Source organism: Streptomyces sp. CA2R106, from assembly GCF_037034245.1.
Lineage (GTDB): Bacteria > Actinomycetota > Actinomycetes > Streptomycetales > Streptomycetaceae > Actinacidiphila.
On record NZ_JBAGKC010000004.1, the window covers coordinates 16,699 to 32,115 of the forward strand.

Here is a 15,417-nt window from a genome sequence, read left to right on the forward strand (position 1 = left end):
GTGGGAGCACCATGAACGACGCCCCGCAGACCCCACCGGCTGCCGCCGCGGACGAGACCGTCCCCATGATCCCCGCGGCCGACGCGCCGACCCTCCTGGTCAAGATCTTCGGCAGGGACCGGCCCGGGCTCACCGCCGGTCTCTTCGAGACGCTGGCCGGCTACGACGTGGCCGTGGTGGACATCGAGCAGGTGGTCACCCGCGGCCGGATCGTGCTGTGCGCGCTGGTCACCGCCCCGGCCGGCCGAGGCGCGGAGAGCGAGCTGCGGGTCACCGTGCACGGCTGGGCCGAGTCGATGAAGATGCAGGCCGAGATCATCTCCGGGATCGGCGACAACAGTCCGCGCGGCGCGGGCCGCTCCCACGTCACGGTGCTCGGGCGGCCGCTGGCACCGGAGTCCATCGCGGCCATAGCGGCCCTGATCACCGGCACCGGCGGCAACATCGACCGGATCTTCCGGCTGGCGAAGTACCCGGTGACCGCGGTGGAGTTCGCGGTGTCGGGTGCCGAGCACACCGCGCTGCGCTCGGCGCTGGCGCTGGAGTCGGCCGCGCGCGGGGTGGACGTGGCGGTGGTGCCCTCCGGGCTCCAGCGCCGGGCGCAGCGGCTGGTGGTGATGGACGTGGACTCCACCGTTATCCAGGACGAGGTGATCGAGCTGTTCGCCGCGCACGCCGGGTGCGAGGCGCAGGTCGCCGAGGTGACGGCGGCCGCGATGCGCGGCGAACTGGACTTCGAGCAGTCGCTGCACGCGCGGGTGGCGCTGCTGGCGGGGCTGGACGCGTCGGTGGTGGACAAGGTCCGCGCCGAGGTGCGGCTGACGCCCGGCGCCCGCACCCTGGTGCGCACCCTGAAGCGGCTGGGCTACCAGGTGGGGGTGGTCTCCGGCGGCTTCACCCAGGTGACCGACGACCTCAAGGAGCGGCTGGGGCTGGACTTCGCCGCCGCGAACACCCTGGAGATCGTCGACGGGCGGCTGACCGGCAAGGTGACCGGGCCGATAGTGGACCGCGCGGGCAAGGCGCGGCTGCTGCGGTCCTTCGCCGCGCTGGCCGGGGTGCCGCTGAGCCAGACGGTGGCGATCGGCGACGGCGCCAACGACCTGGACATGCTCAACACCGCGGGCCTGGGCGTGGCGTTCAACGCCAAGCCGCTGGTCCGGGAGGCGGCCGACGCGGCGGTGACGGTGCCGTTCCTGGACGCCGTGCTCTACCTGCTGGGGATCACCCGCGAGGAGATCGAGGCGGCCGACGCGCTGGACGGCACGGCCACGGACTGACCCGCCCGCAGGCCGTACCGCGCCGCCGTCGGTACGGGCCCCGGGTCCTCACTCCTCGTGCGGCGCCCAGAAGGCGGTGAGGCGGGCCACGCCGTGCTCGGCGGACTTCCAGGGCCCGGTGAAGGTCAGGACGGCGAAGGCCGCGGTGGGGAAGCCGGCGCGGTGCATCCGGGCGCGGGCGTCGCCGTCCGAGGTGCCGGCCAGTGCCTCGGCGAGGGCGTGCATGCCCGGGTTGTGGCCGATCAGCAGGAGCGAGCCGACGCTGTCTGGGGTCTCGCCGACCAGGGCCAGCAGGTCGCCGAGGGAGGCGTCGTAGAGCCGCTCCTCGTAGACGGTCCTGGGCCGGTGCGTCATCTCGTGCGCGACGAGTTTCCAGGTCTCGCGGGTGCGGGTGGCCGTCGAGCACAGGGCGAGGTCGGGGGCGATGCCGTCGTCGGTGAAGCGGCGGCCGGCCGCGGGCGCGTCCAGCCGGCCGCGGTCGGCCAGCGGGCGCTCGTGGTCGGGCACGGCCGGCCAGTCGGCCTTGGCATGCCTGAGCAGGACGATGGTGCGGGTCGAATCGGCGCTCATGCCCTTCAGCTTTCCAGAATTCGGGCCGTCAGGCGCGGGCTGGGCCACCTGGCCCGGACCGGGGTTTCGCGCCGGCGCACGACCGGGGGCGTACGCGGGCTCGGAAGCAGGTCGGAACAGGTCACCACAGGTGGTGCAGCAGGGCGGTGAAGGCCGTGGTGAAGCGTGCGAGCAGGTCGCTGCCTGCGGCGCCGGAGGAGGCGTGCGCGGCGCCGCCGCTGAGCAGGGCCAGCAGCACGGCGAACGCCACCACGGGCAGCGCCACCGCCCACCAGGGCACCCTGGTCTGGGCGGCGGGCTCCCGCCCGGGGCCGCGGCCGGCGCCGGGCCGGACCGCGGACCGGGGCTGCCGCTCGTACAGGTGCGGGGACTGCGTGGTCACGTGGGCCGCCTCCGTGCTGGACCGTCGAACTGCCGGGTCGCTCTTCCCGGTGCGGTTCGACGCTACGGCGGCGCGGTGGCGGGGCCCATCCGGTCGTCCACCCACTTGACCCTGAGCCTGACCCCCTAGGGGAGGTGGGGTTGTCCCCACCCTGCGGTCAGGGTCGCGGGGTCGGTGGTCCGCGCCCGCGCGGACCACTGGGGAGGACGGGCCGGGGGGCGGGTGGGCTAGCCCATGCGGGCGGCGATGGTGGCGACCACCGCGACGATCGCGGGGACGCCCATCATGAGGCCGAAGATGATCAGCAGGCGGCGTTGCGGCTGCGGCGGATTCGGTTCGAGTACCGGCATGGCGTCCAGTCTGGCACCGCGTCCCGGGCGCGGTGCGGCGGGGTCACAGTTCGTCCTCGACGTGTCGGTTCCGCCCGGCCAGCACCCCGCACAGCACCTGGGGCACCACCAGGACGAGCATGAGCGCCATCGGCAGGCCCCAGCCGCCGGTCGCCTGGTTGAGGGTGCCGACCAGGATCGGCCCGGGGATGGCGAGCAGGTAGCCGCTGCTCTGCGCGAACGCCGACAGCCGTACGACGCCCGGTCCGCTGCGGGCACGCATCCCGATCATCGTCAGCACCAGCGGGAAGGCGCAGTTGGCGACGCCGAGCAGCGCCGCCCACACCCAGGGCGCCGCGGCGGGCGCGGCCCACAGCCCGGCGAACCCGGCGATCTGGAAGGCGGCGAGCACCACCACGATCGGGGCCTGCGAGCGCATGCGGGCGGCGAGCAGCGGCAGCACGAACGACAGCGGCACGCCCAGCGCCATGGTGACGGCGAGCAGCAGGCCCGCTTTGTCCGCGGACAGCCCGGCGTCCCGGAAGATCTGCGGCATCCAGCCCATGGTGACGTAGGCGGCGGTGCCCTGGAGGCCGAAGTAGCCGGCGAGCACCCGGGCGGTGCGGCTGCGGCCGATCCGGCCGTGCTCGCCGGGGGCGGGGGCGGGGGCGGGCGTGGACGCGGACCCGGCGGCGGGCGCGGGCCCCGTTACGGGGGCGCCGGCCTCGGTGGCGGCCGCGCCGCGTACGGCCCGGGGGCGCGGCGGCTGCTGCCCGGACCGGTCCCGGACCAGCGGCAGCCAGGGCAGGATCGCGAGCGCGGCGAGCACGGCCCACATGCCCAGGCCCAGCCGCCAGCTGCCGCCCATCGCGTCGGTGAGCGGCACCGTGACGGCCGCGGCGACCGAGGTGCCCAGGGACAGGGCCATCGAGTAGACGCCGGTGACGGTGCCGACCCGGTCGGGGAAGTAGCGCTTGACGATGACCGGCATCAGCACGTTGGAGACCGCGATCCCGGCCAGCGCCAGCGCGCTGGTGGCCAGGAAGACCGGCGTGCCGCCGGCGAGCGGGCGCAGCAGCAGGCCGGCGGTGATGGCGGCCATCCCGGCGCAGACCACCGCGCCGGGCCCGTAGCGCCGGGCCAGCCGGGGCGCGGCGAAGCCGAACAGCGCGAAGCACGCGGCGGGTACCGAGGTGAGCAGCCCGGCCATGGTGCCGCTCATGCCGAGGCCGTCGCGGACCTCCTTCAGCAGCGCGCCGAGGCTGGTGATGGCCGGGCGCAGGTTGAGCGCGGCGAGGATCAGGGCCACGACGACGAGGCGGCGTATCCACCGCGCGGGCAGGGGCGGGCCGGGGGCGGCGCCTGGGCCGGCGCCGGGGGCGTCCGCGGGGGCGGCGGCGCCCGACGGTGCGGTCGCGGCGGGGTTGAGGGCCAGCGATTCGTCATCACGCATGAACCCATCATAGAATGATGGGATGAATCTTGGACCCGTCTCCCGCCCCGCTCCCCTCGCCGACCAGGTCATCGCGCGGCTGCGCGCGGAGATCGCCGCCGGGAACTGGCCGGTCGGATCGCGCATCCCGACCGAGCCGGAGCTGGTGGCGCAACTGGGGGTGGCCCGCAACACCGTCCGGGAGGCGGTCCGCGCCCTGGCGCACAACGGGCTGCTCGACATCCGGCAGGGCTCGGGCACCTACGTCGTCGCGACCAGCGAACTGGCCGGGGTGATGCACCGCCGCTTCGCCGACGCCGACCCGCTGCACGTCGCCGAACTGCGCAGCTCCCTGGAGGCGAGCGCGGCAGGGCTGGCCGCCGAGCGCCGCACCGAGGCGGACCTGCGGCGGCTGGACGCGCTGACCGAGCGGCGCGAGCGCGCCTGGGACTCCGGCGGCGCCGAGGACTTCGTCCAGGCCGACGCCACCTGGCACCTGGCGGTGGTGGCCGCCTCGCACAACGACGTCTTCACCGCGCTGTACGCCGACCTCGGCGAGGTGCTGCGCGACTTCCTGCGGGCGGACGTCGGCCCGCAGGTGCGCCCCGAGGACTACGTCGACCACGCGCGGCTGCTGGCCGCGATCCGCGCCGGCGACGCCGCCGCCGCGGCCGCCGAGGCCCGCAACCACGCCTTCTCCTGCCGGTTCGGCGCCTTCCGGGTATGACGACGGCCTCCCTGCCCGCGAGGGCAGGAAGGCCGTCCAGGACCTGTCGGCCGGATCAACCGACCGCGTGCAGGCCGCCGTCCACGTGGATGATCTCGCCGGTGGTCTTGGGGAACCAGTCCGACAGCAGCGCCACGACGCCGCGGCCGGCCGGCTCCGGGTCGGTGAGGTCCCACGCCAGCGGGGAGCGGGTGTCCCACGCGGAGGCCAGGTCGCTGAAGCCGGGGATCGACTTGGCGGCCATCGAGCCGAGCGGGCCGGCCGACACCAGGTTGCAGCGCACGTTCCGCTCGCCGAGGTAGCGGGCGAGGTAGCGGGACGTCGACTCCAGCGCGGCCTTCGCCGGGCCCATCCAGTCGTACTGCTTCCAGGCGAACTGCGCGTCGAAGGTCAGGCCGACCACCGAGCCGCCGCTCACCGCGTCCGGGCCGTCGGCCTCCGTCATCAGCGGCAGCAGCGCCATGGTGAGGGACTTCAGCGAGAACGCCGAGACGTGCATCGCGGTGGACACCGACTCGAAGGGCGTGTCGAGGAAGTTGCCGCCGAGCGCGTCCTGCGGGGCGAAGCCGATGGAGTGCACGATCCCGTCGAGGCCGCCCAGCTCCTTGCGGACGACCTCCTCCAGGCCGGCCAGGTGCTCGGCGTTGGTCACGTCCAACTCGATGACCTTCGTCGGCTTCGGCAGCTTCTTGGCGACACGGGCGGTCAGGGTGGGCCGGGGGAAGGCGGTGAGGATGATCTCGGCGCCCTGCTCCTGCGCCAGCTTGGCCGCGTGGAACGCGATGGACGACTCCATCAGCACGCCGGTGATCAGGATGCGCTTGCCTTCGAGGATTCCGCTCATGGTGATCAGTGACCCATGCCCAATCCGCCGTCAACCGGGATGACGGCTCCAGTGATGTACGAGGCGTCGTCGGAGGCGAGGAAGCGCACCGTGGCGGCGATCTCCTCCGGTCGCGCGTACCGGCCCAGCGGCACCTGGGAGACGATGCCGGAGCGCTGCTCGTCGGTGAGCGCCCGGGTCATGTCGGTGTCCACGAAACCGGGCGCGACGACGTTGAAGGTGAGGTTGCGCGAGCCCAGTTCGCGGGCGAGCGAACGGGCGAACCCCACCAGTCCGGCCTTGGACGCGGCGTAGTTGGCCTGTCCGGCGCTGCCCAGCAGGCCCACGACGGACGAGATCAGCACGACCCGGCCCTTCTTCGCCCGCAGCATGCCGCGGTTGGCCCGCTTGACGACGCGGAAGGTGCCGGTGAGGTTGGTGTCCAGGACCGTGGTGAAGTCCTCCTCGGACATCCGCATCAGCAGCTGGTCCCGGGTGATGCCCGCGTTGGCGACCAGCACCTCGACGGTGCCGTGCTTCTCCTCGATCTCCTTGTACGCCTGCTCCACCTGCTCGCTGTCGGTGATGTCGCAGCGCACCGCGAGCGCGCCCGACTCGACCAGCTCCGCCGGCGGTTCACCCGAGCGGTACGTGATGGCGACCTTGTCGCCCGCCTCGACGAAGACCCGCGCGATGGCGAGACCGATGCCCCGGTTTCCTCCGGTGACCAGAACCGAGCGGCTCAACGGATCACTCTTTCCCTGCGTCGATGGGTCGGCTGTCTGCCTGAAAACTACCGGTAGCGCTCGCGTTCCGGGGAATCGGGCCGTACAGCCTGCCCACGAGGACCCTGTGGGGTTCCTACAGTGCCCGGCGGCGCCGGGGCCTGCGGATACGTCCCGCCGGTCAGGCGTCGTGCGGGGTGGCGGCCGCCGACGGGTCGGGCTGGGCGTGCTTCGTGGCGTACTGGTCCACGGTGACGGTCAGCGACTGCGCGATCTGGCGCAGATAGGAGATGAGCCGCTCGGTCTCCTCCTGTTCGCCGCCGGCCGTCCTGCCGTCCTGGGCGCGCAGCTGCTCCAGGACCGCCTCGGCCTGTATCCGCGCGGCCCGCACCATGTTGCGGGCCTGCTCGCGGGCGGCGACCACGGTCTGCTCGGCCGACTGCTGGGCGCGGGCCTGCTGGAGGACCGCGTCCACGGTCGGCACCCCGGTAGGCCCGGCGCCGTCGCCGATGTTGTTCGCTCTGATCCAGTCCCGGTGGCGCTGCATGTCGGTGCGCAGCCGGTCGTTCTCCTGCGCCAGCGCGAGGAGTTCGGCGGCGCAGCGGCGCAACGCGTCGTGCACGGCCTCCTCGTTGTAGCCGCGGCGGGTCAGGGGGGCGCGGGGGAACGTCATCGAGCGCAGCGTCTCGGGCGTCACCCGGCGCTCCTCCGGGCGGTGTGCTCGTGGCTCGTTCACGTGTCTCCGATCACCGAGCGTCTTCGTAGTGCAGCAGGTCCTGGGGGATGCCGCCGGCCGCCAGGTCGCGCACGGTCGCGGTGACCATGGACGGCGAGCCGCAGACGTACACCGAGCGCCCGGGGCAGGTGCCCGAGCGCAGGACCGGGCCGGCCAGGCTGCGGTTCTCGAAGGTGCCGAAGTCCACACCGGTCAGCGGGGTGACGCGGAACCACGGGTGGGCCTCGGCCATCTGCCGCAGCGCGGGCATGTCGTACAGGCCGTGGACGTCGCGGGCCCCGAAGAACAGGTCCACCCGGCGGGCCGGGCCGTACCAGGCGATCTCCTCGACCAGGGCGCGCAGCGGCGCCAGGCCGGTGCCGCCGGCCACCAGCACCAGGTCCCGGCCCTGGGAGCGCCGCAGGCCCAGCCGGTCGCCGACCGGGGCGCCCAGCCGCAGCACGTCGCCCTGCCGCAGCGAGTAGACCATGGCGGGACTGACCAGGCCGCCGTCGATGGAGCGCACGTGCAGTTCGATGGTGCCGTCGGCGCGTACGGCGTTGGCCGGGGTGAAGGAGCGCCAGGTGCTCGGCAGCACCGGGGTCTCCACCATCACGGACTGCCCGGCGGCGTAGGCCATCGGCTGGTCCAGGCGCAGGGTGAGGACGGCGAGGTCGAAGCCGCGCTGCTCGCGCCGCACCACTTCGGCGTTCCACCAGGGCGGGTTGACCGCGGCGTCGGTCTCGGCGGCCTGGAACATGGTGCGGGCCACCACGCCGTACGCCTCGGTCCAGCCGCGCTGGAGCTCCGGGGTCCACGCCTCGCCCAGGAAGTAGCCGAGGGTGGCCAGCAGCGCCCGGCCGACCGCGTCGTAGTGCTCGGCCACCACCTGGAACTTGCGGTGGTCGCGGCCCAGTTGCTGGAGGAACGGCACCAGCCGCTCGGGGTCGTCGACATCGGCGACGATCCGGCCCAGGGCCGCGACGAGGCGGTCGCGCTGGAGGCCCATGGAGACCGGGAACATCGGCCGGACCTCCGGCGCGATGAGGAACAGGTAGGAGTAGAAGTACCGCGGTACCTCGTCCCCGGACTTGCCGACCAGGGCGAAGGAGTCCCGCAGCGCCTGGGTGTCGCTCACGGGCGGCCACCGGCGGCTGACATCATCCGAGACCTCCGGACAGTTGGGGGGTGACCGGCGGCCCGCCGCGGCGGACCGCCGACGGCTCCGTCAGCGGGCGACCGCATCGCCGGCCGCGAGCATGGTGTCGGTGATCACGCCGTAGACCCCGGCCCAGGACTCCTCCATGGCGGGCGTCCACGCGTCGCCCGCGAAGTGCTGCAAGGTGGCGATGAGGCTGGCCCCCACCGCCGGGTAGTGCTCGGGCAGCGCGCCGTAGCCCACGTGGCGCCGCCCGAGGTTCTGCAGCATGCCGGTCAGCGTCTCGGGGTTGTCGATGTTGGAGACCAGCGCGCCCAGCGCCGCCCAGAGGCGGTCGCGCTGCTCGTCGATGTGCGGCGCGAACAGCGGGCGCACCTCGGGGTGATGGGTGAACAGGTGGTCGTAGAAATATGCGGTCACCTGCGTGCCGTTCGGCTCGACAACCTTGAAACTGCTGCGGATCAGCGAAGTGTCTACGGTCATGGCGGCCGACTCTAGCGAGGCGCCCGTGAATCGAACAAGTTGGGTCGGGAGTGTGCCGGAACCATCTCAGAAAATCCGCATCTTGATGTCGGATATCTCGACGGACCCTCTCCCCTGACGGACATTGCCCGCAATCAGCCCATCCATGGGTGGATTCCGCGCATATGGGACCGCCATCCTCTGAACTGCCAGGACACAGGCCGCTTTCCGCCCTTCCTGACGCCGCGGCAGGTGCGCGAGAGGGGTACCGGCGGCCCGAACTTGTGAAGGCGTCCCGGCATGTGGAAGTCTCCGGCCCGAAGCATCCGCGCGGCGCCTGACTCGAAAGCGGTCGGCAAATCCCGGACGGCCGCGGCTGTTTTCCGGCATTGCGGATTCCGCGCGCTCTCGTGATGCCCGCGACGTTATTCCGGAACCCGATCATCCGCGCCCGGGTCATGAACATCCGCGGTTTTGCCGCGACACCCCTTCTCACGTGCCGCCGCCGGGAGTTGGGGGCGGGCCGGTCGGGGGCGCGGCCGTGGTGTGGGCGAATCCGGCGCATGCGGCGGGCGGGGCGTGGTTCACTGCGGGCACGCGAAGGAAGGGAAGTCGTCGTGCCGCATGAGGTGGATGGGTCGTTCGTGGCGTTGCCGTTGCGCGCGCTGGCCGATGCCGCGCTGGCCAGAGCGCGTGCGCTGGGGGCCGAGCACGCGGACTTCCGGCTGGAGCGGGTGCGCAGCGCGGCGTGGCGGCTGCGGGACGCCCGCCCGGCCGGCTCCTCGGACGTCACGGACCTGGGGTACGCCGTCCGCGTGGTGCACGGCGGGGCGTGGGGCTTCGCCGCCGGCGTCGACCTGACGATGGACGGCGCGGCGAAGGTCGCCGCGCAGGCCGTCGCGATGGCGAAGCTGTCGGCGAGGGTGATCGCGGCCGCCGGCTCGCCCGAGCGGGTCGAACTGGCCGCCGAGCCGGTGCACGCGGACCGCACCTGGGTGTCGTCCTATGAGGTCAACCCCTTCGACGTGCCCGACGAGGAGAAGACCGGGCTGCTCGCACAGTGGAGTGCGGGGCTGCTGGCCGCGGACGGCGTCTCCCATGTGGACGCGTCGCTGATGACCGTCCAGGAGAACAAGTTCTACGCCGACACCGCCGGCACCAGCACGATCCAGCAGCGGGTCCGGCTGCATCCGACGCTGACGGCGGTCTCCGTCGACCCGGGCGGCGACTTCGACTCGATGCGCACCCTGGCCCCGCCGGCCGGCCGCGGCTGGGAGTACCTGACCGGCGGCACCTGGGACTGGTCCGGCGAACTGGCGGCGCTGCCGGAGCTGCTGGCCGAGAAGATGCGCGCCCCCTCGGTGCGCGCCGGCCGCTACGACCTGGTGGTCGACCCGTCGAACCTGTGGCTGACCATCCACGAGTCGGTCGGCCACGCCACCGAACTGGACCGCGCGCTCGGCTACGAAGCGGCGTACGCGGGCACCTCCTTCGCCACCTTCGACCAGCTCGGCACCCTGAAGTACGGCTCCGCGCACATGAACGTCACCGGGGACCGCACCGCCGAACACGGCCTGGCCACCGTCGGGTTCGACGACGAGGGCGTGGCCGCCCAGTCCTGGGACCTGGTACGCGACGGCGTCCTGGTCGGCTACCAGCTCGACCGCCGGATCGCGAAGCTCACCGGCTTCGAGCGGTCCAACGGCTGCGCCTTCGCCGACTCCCCCGGCCATGTGCCGGTGCAGCGCATGGCGAACGTGTCGCTCCAACCGGCGCCCGGCGGCCCGTCCACCGAGGAGCTGATCGGCTCCGTCGACCGCGGGATCTACGTGGTCGGCGACCGCTCCTGGTCCATCGACATGCAGCGCTACAACTTCCAGTTCACCGGGCAGCGCTTCTTCCTGATCGAGCACGGCAGGCTCGCCGGGCAGCTCAAGGACGTCGCCTACCAGGCCACCACCACCGACTTCTGGGGCTCCATGGCCGCGGTCGGCGGCCCGCAGACCTATGTGCTCGGCGGCGCCTTCAACTGCGGCAAGGCCCAGCCGGGCCAGGTCGCGGCGGTCAGCCACGGCTGCCCGTCGGCCCTCTTCGAGGGCGTCAGCATTCTCAACACCACGCAGGAGGCCGGCCGATGAGCGGCACTGTCAGCAGCGCGGCGACCACGCCGCACGAGATCGTGGAGCGCGCCCTGGAGCTGTCCCGGGCCGACGGCTGCGTGGTGATCGCCGACGAGCAGTCCAGCGCCAACCTGCGCTGGGCGGCCAACTCCCTGACCACCAACGGCGTGACCCGCGGCCGCACCCTCACGGTGATCGCCACGGTCGACGGCGCCGAGGGCACCGCCTCCGGCACGGTCTCGCGCAGCGCGGTGACCGCCGACGAGCTGGAGCCGCTGGTACGGGCCGCGGAGGCGGCGGCGCGGGCGGCGGGGCCCGCGGAGGACGCCCGGCCGCTGGTGCCCGGCCGCGCCCCGTCGGCGGACTTCACCGCGCCGCCCGCGGAGACCTCCTCCGAGGTGTTCGCGGCGTTCGCGCCCGCGCTCGGCGAGGCGTTCGGCGCCGCCGCGGCCGGCGGCCGGGAGCTGTACGGCTTCGCCCACCACTATGTGACGTCCACCTACCTGGGCAGCTCCACCGGGCTGCGGCTGCGCCACGACCAGCCCTCCGGCACCCTCGAGGTGAACGCGAAGTCCCCGGACCGGACCCGTTCGGCGTGGGCCGGCCGCGCCACCCGCGACTTCGGGGATGTCGACCCGCTGGCGCTGGACGCCGAGCTGGCCCGGCGGCTGGCCTGGGCGGAGCGCAGGGTCGAACTGCCCGCGGGGCGCTACGAGACGCTGCTGCCGCCCACCGCGGTCGCGGACCTGCTGATCTACCAGCTCTGGTCGTCCGGGGCCCGCGACGCGGCCGAGGGCCGTACGGTCTTCTCCCGCCCCGGCGGCGGCACCCGGATCGGCGACAAGGTCGCCGCGCTGCCGCTGACGCTGCGCAGCGACCCGGCCGAACCGGGCCTGGAGGCGGCGCCGTTCGTCATCGCGCACGCCTCGGACGACGACTCGTCGGTCTTCGACAACGGGCTGCCGCTCGGCCCGGTGGACTGGGTGCGCGAGGGCACCCTCAACCAGCTGCTCACCAGCCGGCACACCGCGGAGCTGACCGGGGTGCCGCTGGCGCCGATGGTGGACAACCTGGTGCTGGACGGCGGCGGCACCCGCTCCCTGGAGGAGATGGTGGCCGGCACCGAACGCGGTCTGCTGCTGACCTGCCTGTGGTACATCCGCGAGGTGGACCCGGCGACGCTGCTGCTGACCGGCCTGACCCGGGACGGGGTGTACCTGGTGGAGGGCGGCGAGGTGACCGGCGAGGTGAACAACTTCCGGTTCAACGAGTCGCCGGTCGACCTGCTGGGCCGCGCCACCGAGGCTGGCCGCACCGAGCGCACCCTGCCCCGCGAGTGGGGCGACTACTTCACCCGTGCCGCCACCCCGGCGCTGCGGATTCCCGACTTCAACATGAGTTCGGTCAGCCAGGGCGTCTGAGCGGCCGGGCGGCGGAACACGCGCGGGCCGAGGCGACGGCCGGAACAGGGGCGGGAACGTGCTCGACGAGAAGCAGACGGTCAAGGTGTCGAAGTTCCTGTCGCTGGTGCTGCGGCACAACCCGCAGGCCGTGGGCGTCACCCTCGACGAGGCCGGCTGGGTGGGGGTCGACGAACTGCTCGCCGCGTGCGCCGCCCACGGCCGCCGCATCTCCCGCGCGGACCTGGACCACGTGGTCGCCACGAACAACAAGCGCCGGTTCGCCTACTCCCTAGACGGCCGCCGGATACGCGCCAGCCAGGGCCACTCGGTCCCGGTGGAGCTGGGCCTGCCCGCCACCGCTCCCCCGGACGTGCTCTACCACGGCACCGCGGCCGCGGCGTGGCCGCTGATCCGGCAGGAGGGCCTGCGGCCGATGTCCCGGCAGGACGTGCACCTGTCCGCGGCCCCCGGGACAGCGCTACGGGTGGGCGCCCGGCACGGCCGCCCGGTGGTGCTGGTGGTGGACGCGGCGGGGATGGCGGCCGCCGGGCACGCGTTCCGGGTCAGCGACAACGGGGTGTGGCTCACCGACGCGGTGCCGCCGCGGTGGCTGCGGCAGGCGCCGCAGGGCGGGCCGGGCCGCCGCTGAGCCGGCGGTCACCTCCGCGCCGCGTCGCGGCGGCGCCTGCGCCCGGCCCACAGGGCGTCGCCGATCGCCACCAGCACGATGGCGCCGACGAGTTGCAGCAGGTGCCGGGTCCAGTCGAAGCCGCTGGTGTGGCGGACGCCGAGCCACCGGGACACGCCGTTGCCTAGCGCGCTGCCGCCGATACCGCAGATCACGGTGAGCCACAGCGGCAGGCTCTGCTTGCCGGGGATGATCGCTTTGGCGATCAGACCGAGCACCAGGCCGACGATGATCGCCCACAACCAACCCATGCCGCTCGCCTCCTCCGGCCGGGCCGCGTGCGCCCGGCAGATGTCCCGCCAGTCTCCGCCCGGACGGCCTACGCCGCATGTCGGGCAGCGCCCTACCGCGTGCGGCGCAGCAGCGGCACGGCGCGCGGCAGGCCGCCCCGCTCTGCTGTGCGGCGCCCCGGCGGCGTACCGTGGTGCCACCGGTGAGCAGGTGTCGTGACCCGTGATCGGCACGGCCCGGTGCGTGGAGCAGGCGGTGGAGCGGGATGGGGAAGCAGGGCGGTCCTGAGGTCTTCCGGATCACCGGGGCACGGGCCGGGCTCACCGACGACGTACGCGGGCGCCAGCGGCGCTACATCATCTCGATGTCGATCCGCACCGTCTCGGTGGTCCTGACGGTGGTGCTGTGGAACGTCGAACGGCCGCTGGCGTGGGCGACGCTCGTCGTGGGCCTGCTGCTGCCGTACGTGGCCGTGGTCTTCGCCAACGGCGGGCGGGAGAACGCGCCGGACCTGCCGTCGTCCTATGTGCCGCCGCTGTCCCGGCCGGCCCTGGAGCCGTCGGAGGTGGTGCCGGGCGCGGAGGCCGCCCCGGCCCGGCCCGGGGACGCGGGCGGGGACACGGGCGGAGACGCGTTCGGAAAGCAGCCGGACGCGGACTGACCGCGCCCTTTCGAACAGCGACCGGTCCAGACCAATGGCGGTGGGCCGGGAAAGCTCAAGAAAAGCTCAGATCAATCGTCCTGTTCCCCCTCCACGAGCGGCGGAGCGCGTGCCATACTGCGGTACGCGCTCCGTATCCCCCGTCGGAGCGATGGACCGACGCCGGGCGGCTCCCCCCGTGGCTGCCCGGCGTCGCCATGTGCGCGGCCGCCGTGTTCGAAACCGCCGCGTCCGATGCCGCCCGAAGCCGCGTCCGAGGCGGCCGGGTCCGGTGCTCCGCGGCCGCCCTGTTTACTGGGTGCCATGAGCGACGAGATGCCGCCGACCTGCTCGGCGAAGGGCTGCCGGGCGGCTGCCGTGTGGGTGCTGGCCTGGAACAACCCGAAACTGCACACCCCGGAGCGGCGCAAGACCTGGCTGGCGTGCGAGGAGCACCGCGAGCACCTGTCCCAGTTCCTCGGGGTGCGGGGCTTCCTCAAGGACGTGGTGGCGCTGACGGAGTGGGAGGCCCGGTCAGCCGCCGATGGCTGACATCGGCCGGTCCGGCTGGAGGAACGCCGGGTCGTCCAGGCCCGAGCCCGCCTTCTTGCCCCACGTCGCCGTCCGCCACCGCTCGGCGATCTCGGCGTCCCCGGCGCCCGAGCGCAGCGCCCCGCGCAGGTCGGACTCCTCGCGGGCGAACAGGCAGGTGCGCACCTGGCCGTCGGCGGTCAGCCGGGTACGGTCGCAGGCACGGCAGAACGGCCGCGTCACCGAGGCGATCACCCCGACCCGGGCCGGGCCGCCGTCCACCAGCCAGCGTTCGGCCGGCGCGTGGCCGCGGGCCGGCTCGCCCTCGGCGGTGAGCGCGAAGCGGGTGCGCAGCGCGGTCAGGATCTCCTCGGCGGTGACCATGCCGGAGCGCTGCCAGCCGTGCTGCGCGTCCAGCGGCATCTGCTCGATGAACCGCAGTTCGTAGCCCTCGGCCAGGGCCCATGCGAGCAGATCGGGCGCCTCGTCGTCATTGACCCCGCGCATCAGGACGGCGTTAACCTTGACCGGGGTGAGCCCGGCGGCGCGGGCGGCGGCCAGCCCGTCGAGCACGTCGCGGTGCCGGTCCCGGCGGGTCAGGGCGCGGAAGGTGTCGGGCCGCAGGGTGTCCAGCGACACGTTGACCCGGTCCAGGCCCGCGGCGCGCAGTGCGCCGGCGGTGCGGCCCAGCCCGATCCCGTTGGTGGTCAGCGACAGCCGGGGGCGCGGCTCCAGTGCGGCGCAGCGGGCCACGATGCCGGCCAGGCCCGGGCGCAGCAGCGGCTCGCCGCCGGTGAACCGCACGTCGGTGACGCCGAGTTCGGTGACGGCGACCCGGACCAGCCGGACCACCTCGTCGTCGGTGAGCAGGTCGGGACGGGCCAGCCAGCGCAGGCCCTCCTCGGGCATGCAGTAGGTGCAGCGCAGGTTGCAGCGGTCGGTGAGTGAGACCCGGAGGTCCGTGGCGACCCGACCGTAGGTGTCGACGAGCACGGCCCCTCCTTCCGTTCCCGCACCGGCGCGGCGGTCCGCCGGTGCTCGCGGCCGGCGCGTACGGCACCGGCCCGCTGCTCACCTCCCACCCTAGGTCCTCCCGGCCCGCGCCTGCCGCGACGGACTGGTGGAACGGCGGCTCGGGGGCCCGCGCGGCACCGTCATCACCCGCGGTCCGGCCATGGGGTGGGAAACGCTGTCGGCGAC

At 73.7% G+C, this 15,417-nt stretch carries 18 protein-coding genes; 7 read left to right on the forward strand and 11 right to left on the reverse strand.

The features are described from left to right. Positions 1-11: 11 nt before the first annotated feature. Positions 12-1,280, forward strand: coding sequence for a phosphoserine phosphatase SerB (gene serB / locus WA788_RS07930; RefSeq protein WP_443033991.1), 1,269 nt, complete (start codon positions 12-14; stop codon positions 1,278-1,280). A 48-nt stretch (positions 1,281-1,328) separates the two neighbouring features. Here the strand turns inward: serB and WA788_RS07935 are convergent, their stop codons facing one another. The 4 genes from WA788_RS07935 to WA788_RS07950 form a co-directional block, all read right to left on the reverse strand. Beyond that, the gene (locus WA788_RS07935; RefSeq protein ID WP_335973147.1) at positions 1,329-1,850 is read right to left on the reverse strand and encodes a SixA phosphatase family protein; all 522 of its coding nucleotides are present in this window, start codon (positions 1,848-1,850) and stop codon (positions 1,329-1,331) included. Positions 1,851-1,971: 121 nt separating this feature from the next. Beyond that, positions 1,972-2,232, reverse strand: a complete 261-nt coding sequence (locus WA788_RS07940; RefSeq protein WP_335973149.1) for a hypothetical protein — start codon at positions 2,230-2,232, stop codon at positions 1,972-1,974. A 227-nt stretch (positions 2,233-2,459) separates the two neighbouring features. Next, entirely contained in the window at positions 2,460-2,582 is a 123-nt protein-coding gene (locus WA788_RS07945) for an SGM_5486 family transporter-associated protein (RefSeq protein ID WP_262413603.1), read from the reverse strand. Between the two features lie 43 nt (positions 2,583-2,625). Further along, on the reverse strand, positions 2,626-4,014 hold the full coding sequence (locus tag WA788_RS07950; RefSeq protein ID WP_335973153.1) for a CynX/NimT family MFS transporter: 1,389 nt from the start codon (positions 4,012-4,014) through the stop codon (positions 2,626-2,628). A gap of 22 nt (positions 4,015-4,036) precedes the next feature. On the opposite strand from WA788_RS07950, the gene WA788_RS07955 reads away from it, so the two are divergent. After that, entirely contained in the window at positions 4,037-4,720 is a 684-nt protein-coding gene (locus WA788_RS07955; RefSeq protein WP_335973155.1) for a FadR/GntR family transcriptional regulator, read from the forward strand. 55 nt (positions 4,721-4,775) lie between these two features. On the opposite strand, the gene fabI is transcribed toward WA788_RS07955, so the two are convergent. The 5 genes from fabI to WA788_RS07980 form a co-directional block, all read right to left on the reverse strand. Beyond that, a complete protein-coding gene (gene fabI / locus WA788_RS07960; RefSeq protein ID WP_335973159.1) occupies positions 4,776-5,564 on the reverse strand; it encodes an enoyl-ACP reductase FabI in 789 nt (262 codons plus the stop codon). A gap of 5 nt (positions 5,565-5,569) precedes the next feature. Continuing rightward, positions 5,570-6,289 (reverse strand): 3-oxoacyl-[acyl-carrier-protein] reductase, encoded by a 720-nt coding sequence (gene fabG, locus WA788_RS07965; RefSeq protein WP_335973162.1) that lies wholly within the window; start codon positions 6,287-6,289, stop codon positions 5,570-5,572. 160 nt (positions 6,290-6,449) lie between these two features. Continuing rightward, complete coding sequence (locus tag WA788_RS07970) at positions 6,450-6,965, reverse strand: DivIVA domain-containing protein (RefSeq protein WP_335973166.1); 516 nt, start codon at positions 6,963-6,965, stop codon at positions 6,450-6,452. 49 nt (positions 6,966-7,014) lie between these two features. Further along, positions 7,015-8,121 (reverse strand): globin domain-containing protein, encoded by a 1,107-nt coding sequence (locus tag WA788_RS07975; protein ID WP_335973168.1) that lies wholly within the window; start codon positions 8,119-8,121, stop codon positions 7,015-7,017. A 90-nt stretch (positions 8,122-8,211) separates the two neighbouring features. Next, positions 8,212-8,625, reverse strand: coding sequence for a globin family protein (locus WA788_RS07980; protein WP_335973173.1), 414 nt, complete (start codon positions 8,623-8,625; stop codon positions 8,212-8,214). Positions 8,626-9,221: 596 nt separating this feature from the next. Here WA788_RS07980 and WA788_RS07985 point away from each other — a divergent pair. From WA788_RS07985 to WA788_RS07995, 3 genes are read left to right on the forward strand one after another with little or no spacing between them, the layout of a single operon-like run. After that, positions 9,222-10,742 (forward strand): TldD/PmbA family protein, encoded by a 1,521-nt coding sequence (locus WA788_RS07985; RefSeq protein WP_335973176.1) that lies wholly within the window; start codon positions 9,222-9,224, stop codon positions 10,740-10,742. Beyond that, positions 10,739-12,145, forward strand: a complete 1,407-nt coding sequence (locus WA788_RS07990) for a metallopeptidase TldD-related protein (protein ID WP_335973179.1) — start codon at positions 10,739-10,741, stop codon at positions 12,143-12,145. Before WA788_RS07985 ends, WA788_RS07990 begins: the two co-directional genes overlap by 4 nt. A 58-nt stretch (positions 12,146-12,203) precedes the next feature. After that, positions 12,204-12,776 (forward strand): RNA 2'-phosphotransferase, encoded by a 573-nt coding sequence (locus tag WA788_RS07995; protein ID WP_335973184.1) that lies wholly within the window; start codon positions 12,204-12,206, stop codon positions 12,774-12,776. 8 nt (positions 12,777-12,784) lie between these two features. Here the strand turns inward: WA788_RS07995 and WA788_RS08000 are convergent, their stop codons facing one another. Then, entirely contained in the window at positions 12,785-13,066 is a 282-nt protein-coding gene (locus tag WA788_RS08000; protein ID WP_335973188.1) for a GlsB/YeaQ/YmgE family stress response membrane protein, read from the reverse strand. A 245-nt stretch (positions 13,067-13,311) separates the two neighbouring features. Here WA788_RS08000 and WA788_RS08005 point away from each other — a divergent pair, with 245 nt between their 5' ends. Beyond that, positions 13,312-13,707 (forward strand): DUF3099 domain-containing protein, encoded by a 396-nt coding sequence (locus WA788_RS08005; protein WP_335973189.1) that lies wholly within the window; start codon positions 13,312-13,314, stop codon positions 13,705-13,707. A 303-nt stretch (positions 13,708-14,010) separates the two neighbouring features. Then, positions 14,011-14,238 carry a hypothetical protein gene (locus tag WA788_RS08010; protein ID WP_335973191.1) on the forward strand — a complete coding sequence of 76 codons (228 nt, stop codon included), beginning with the start codon at positions 14,011-14,013 and terminating at the stop codon, positions 14,236-14,238. Here the strand turns inward: WA788_RS08010 and moaA are convergent. Beyond that, positions 14,221-15,210, reverse strand: coding sequence for a GTP 3',8-cyclase MoaA (gene moaA / locus WA788_RS08015; protein ID WP_335973194.1), 990 nt, complete (start codon positions 15,208-15,210; stop codon positions 14,221-14,223). The two genes, WA788_RS08010 and moaA, sit on opposite strands and share 18 nt — an antisense overlap. Positions 15,211-15,417: the final 207 nt, after the last annotated feature.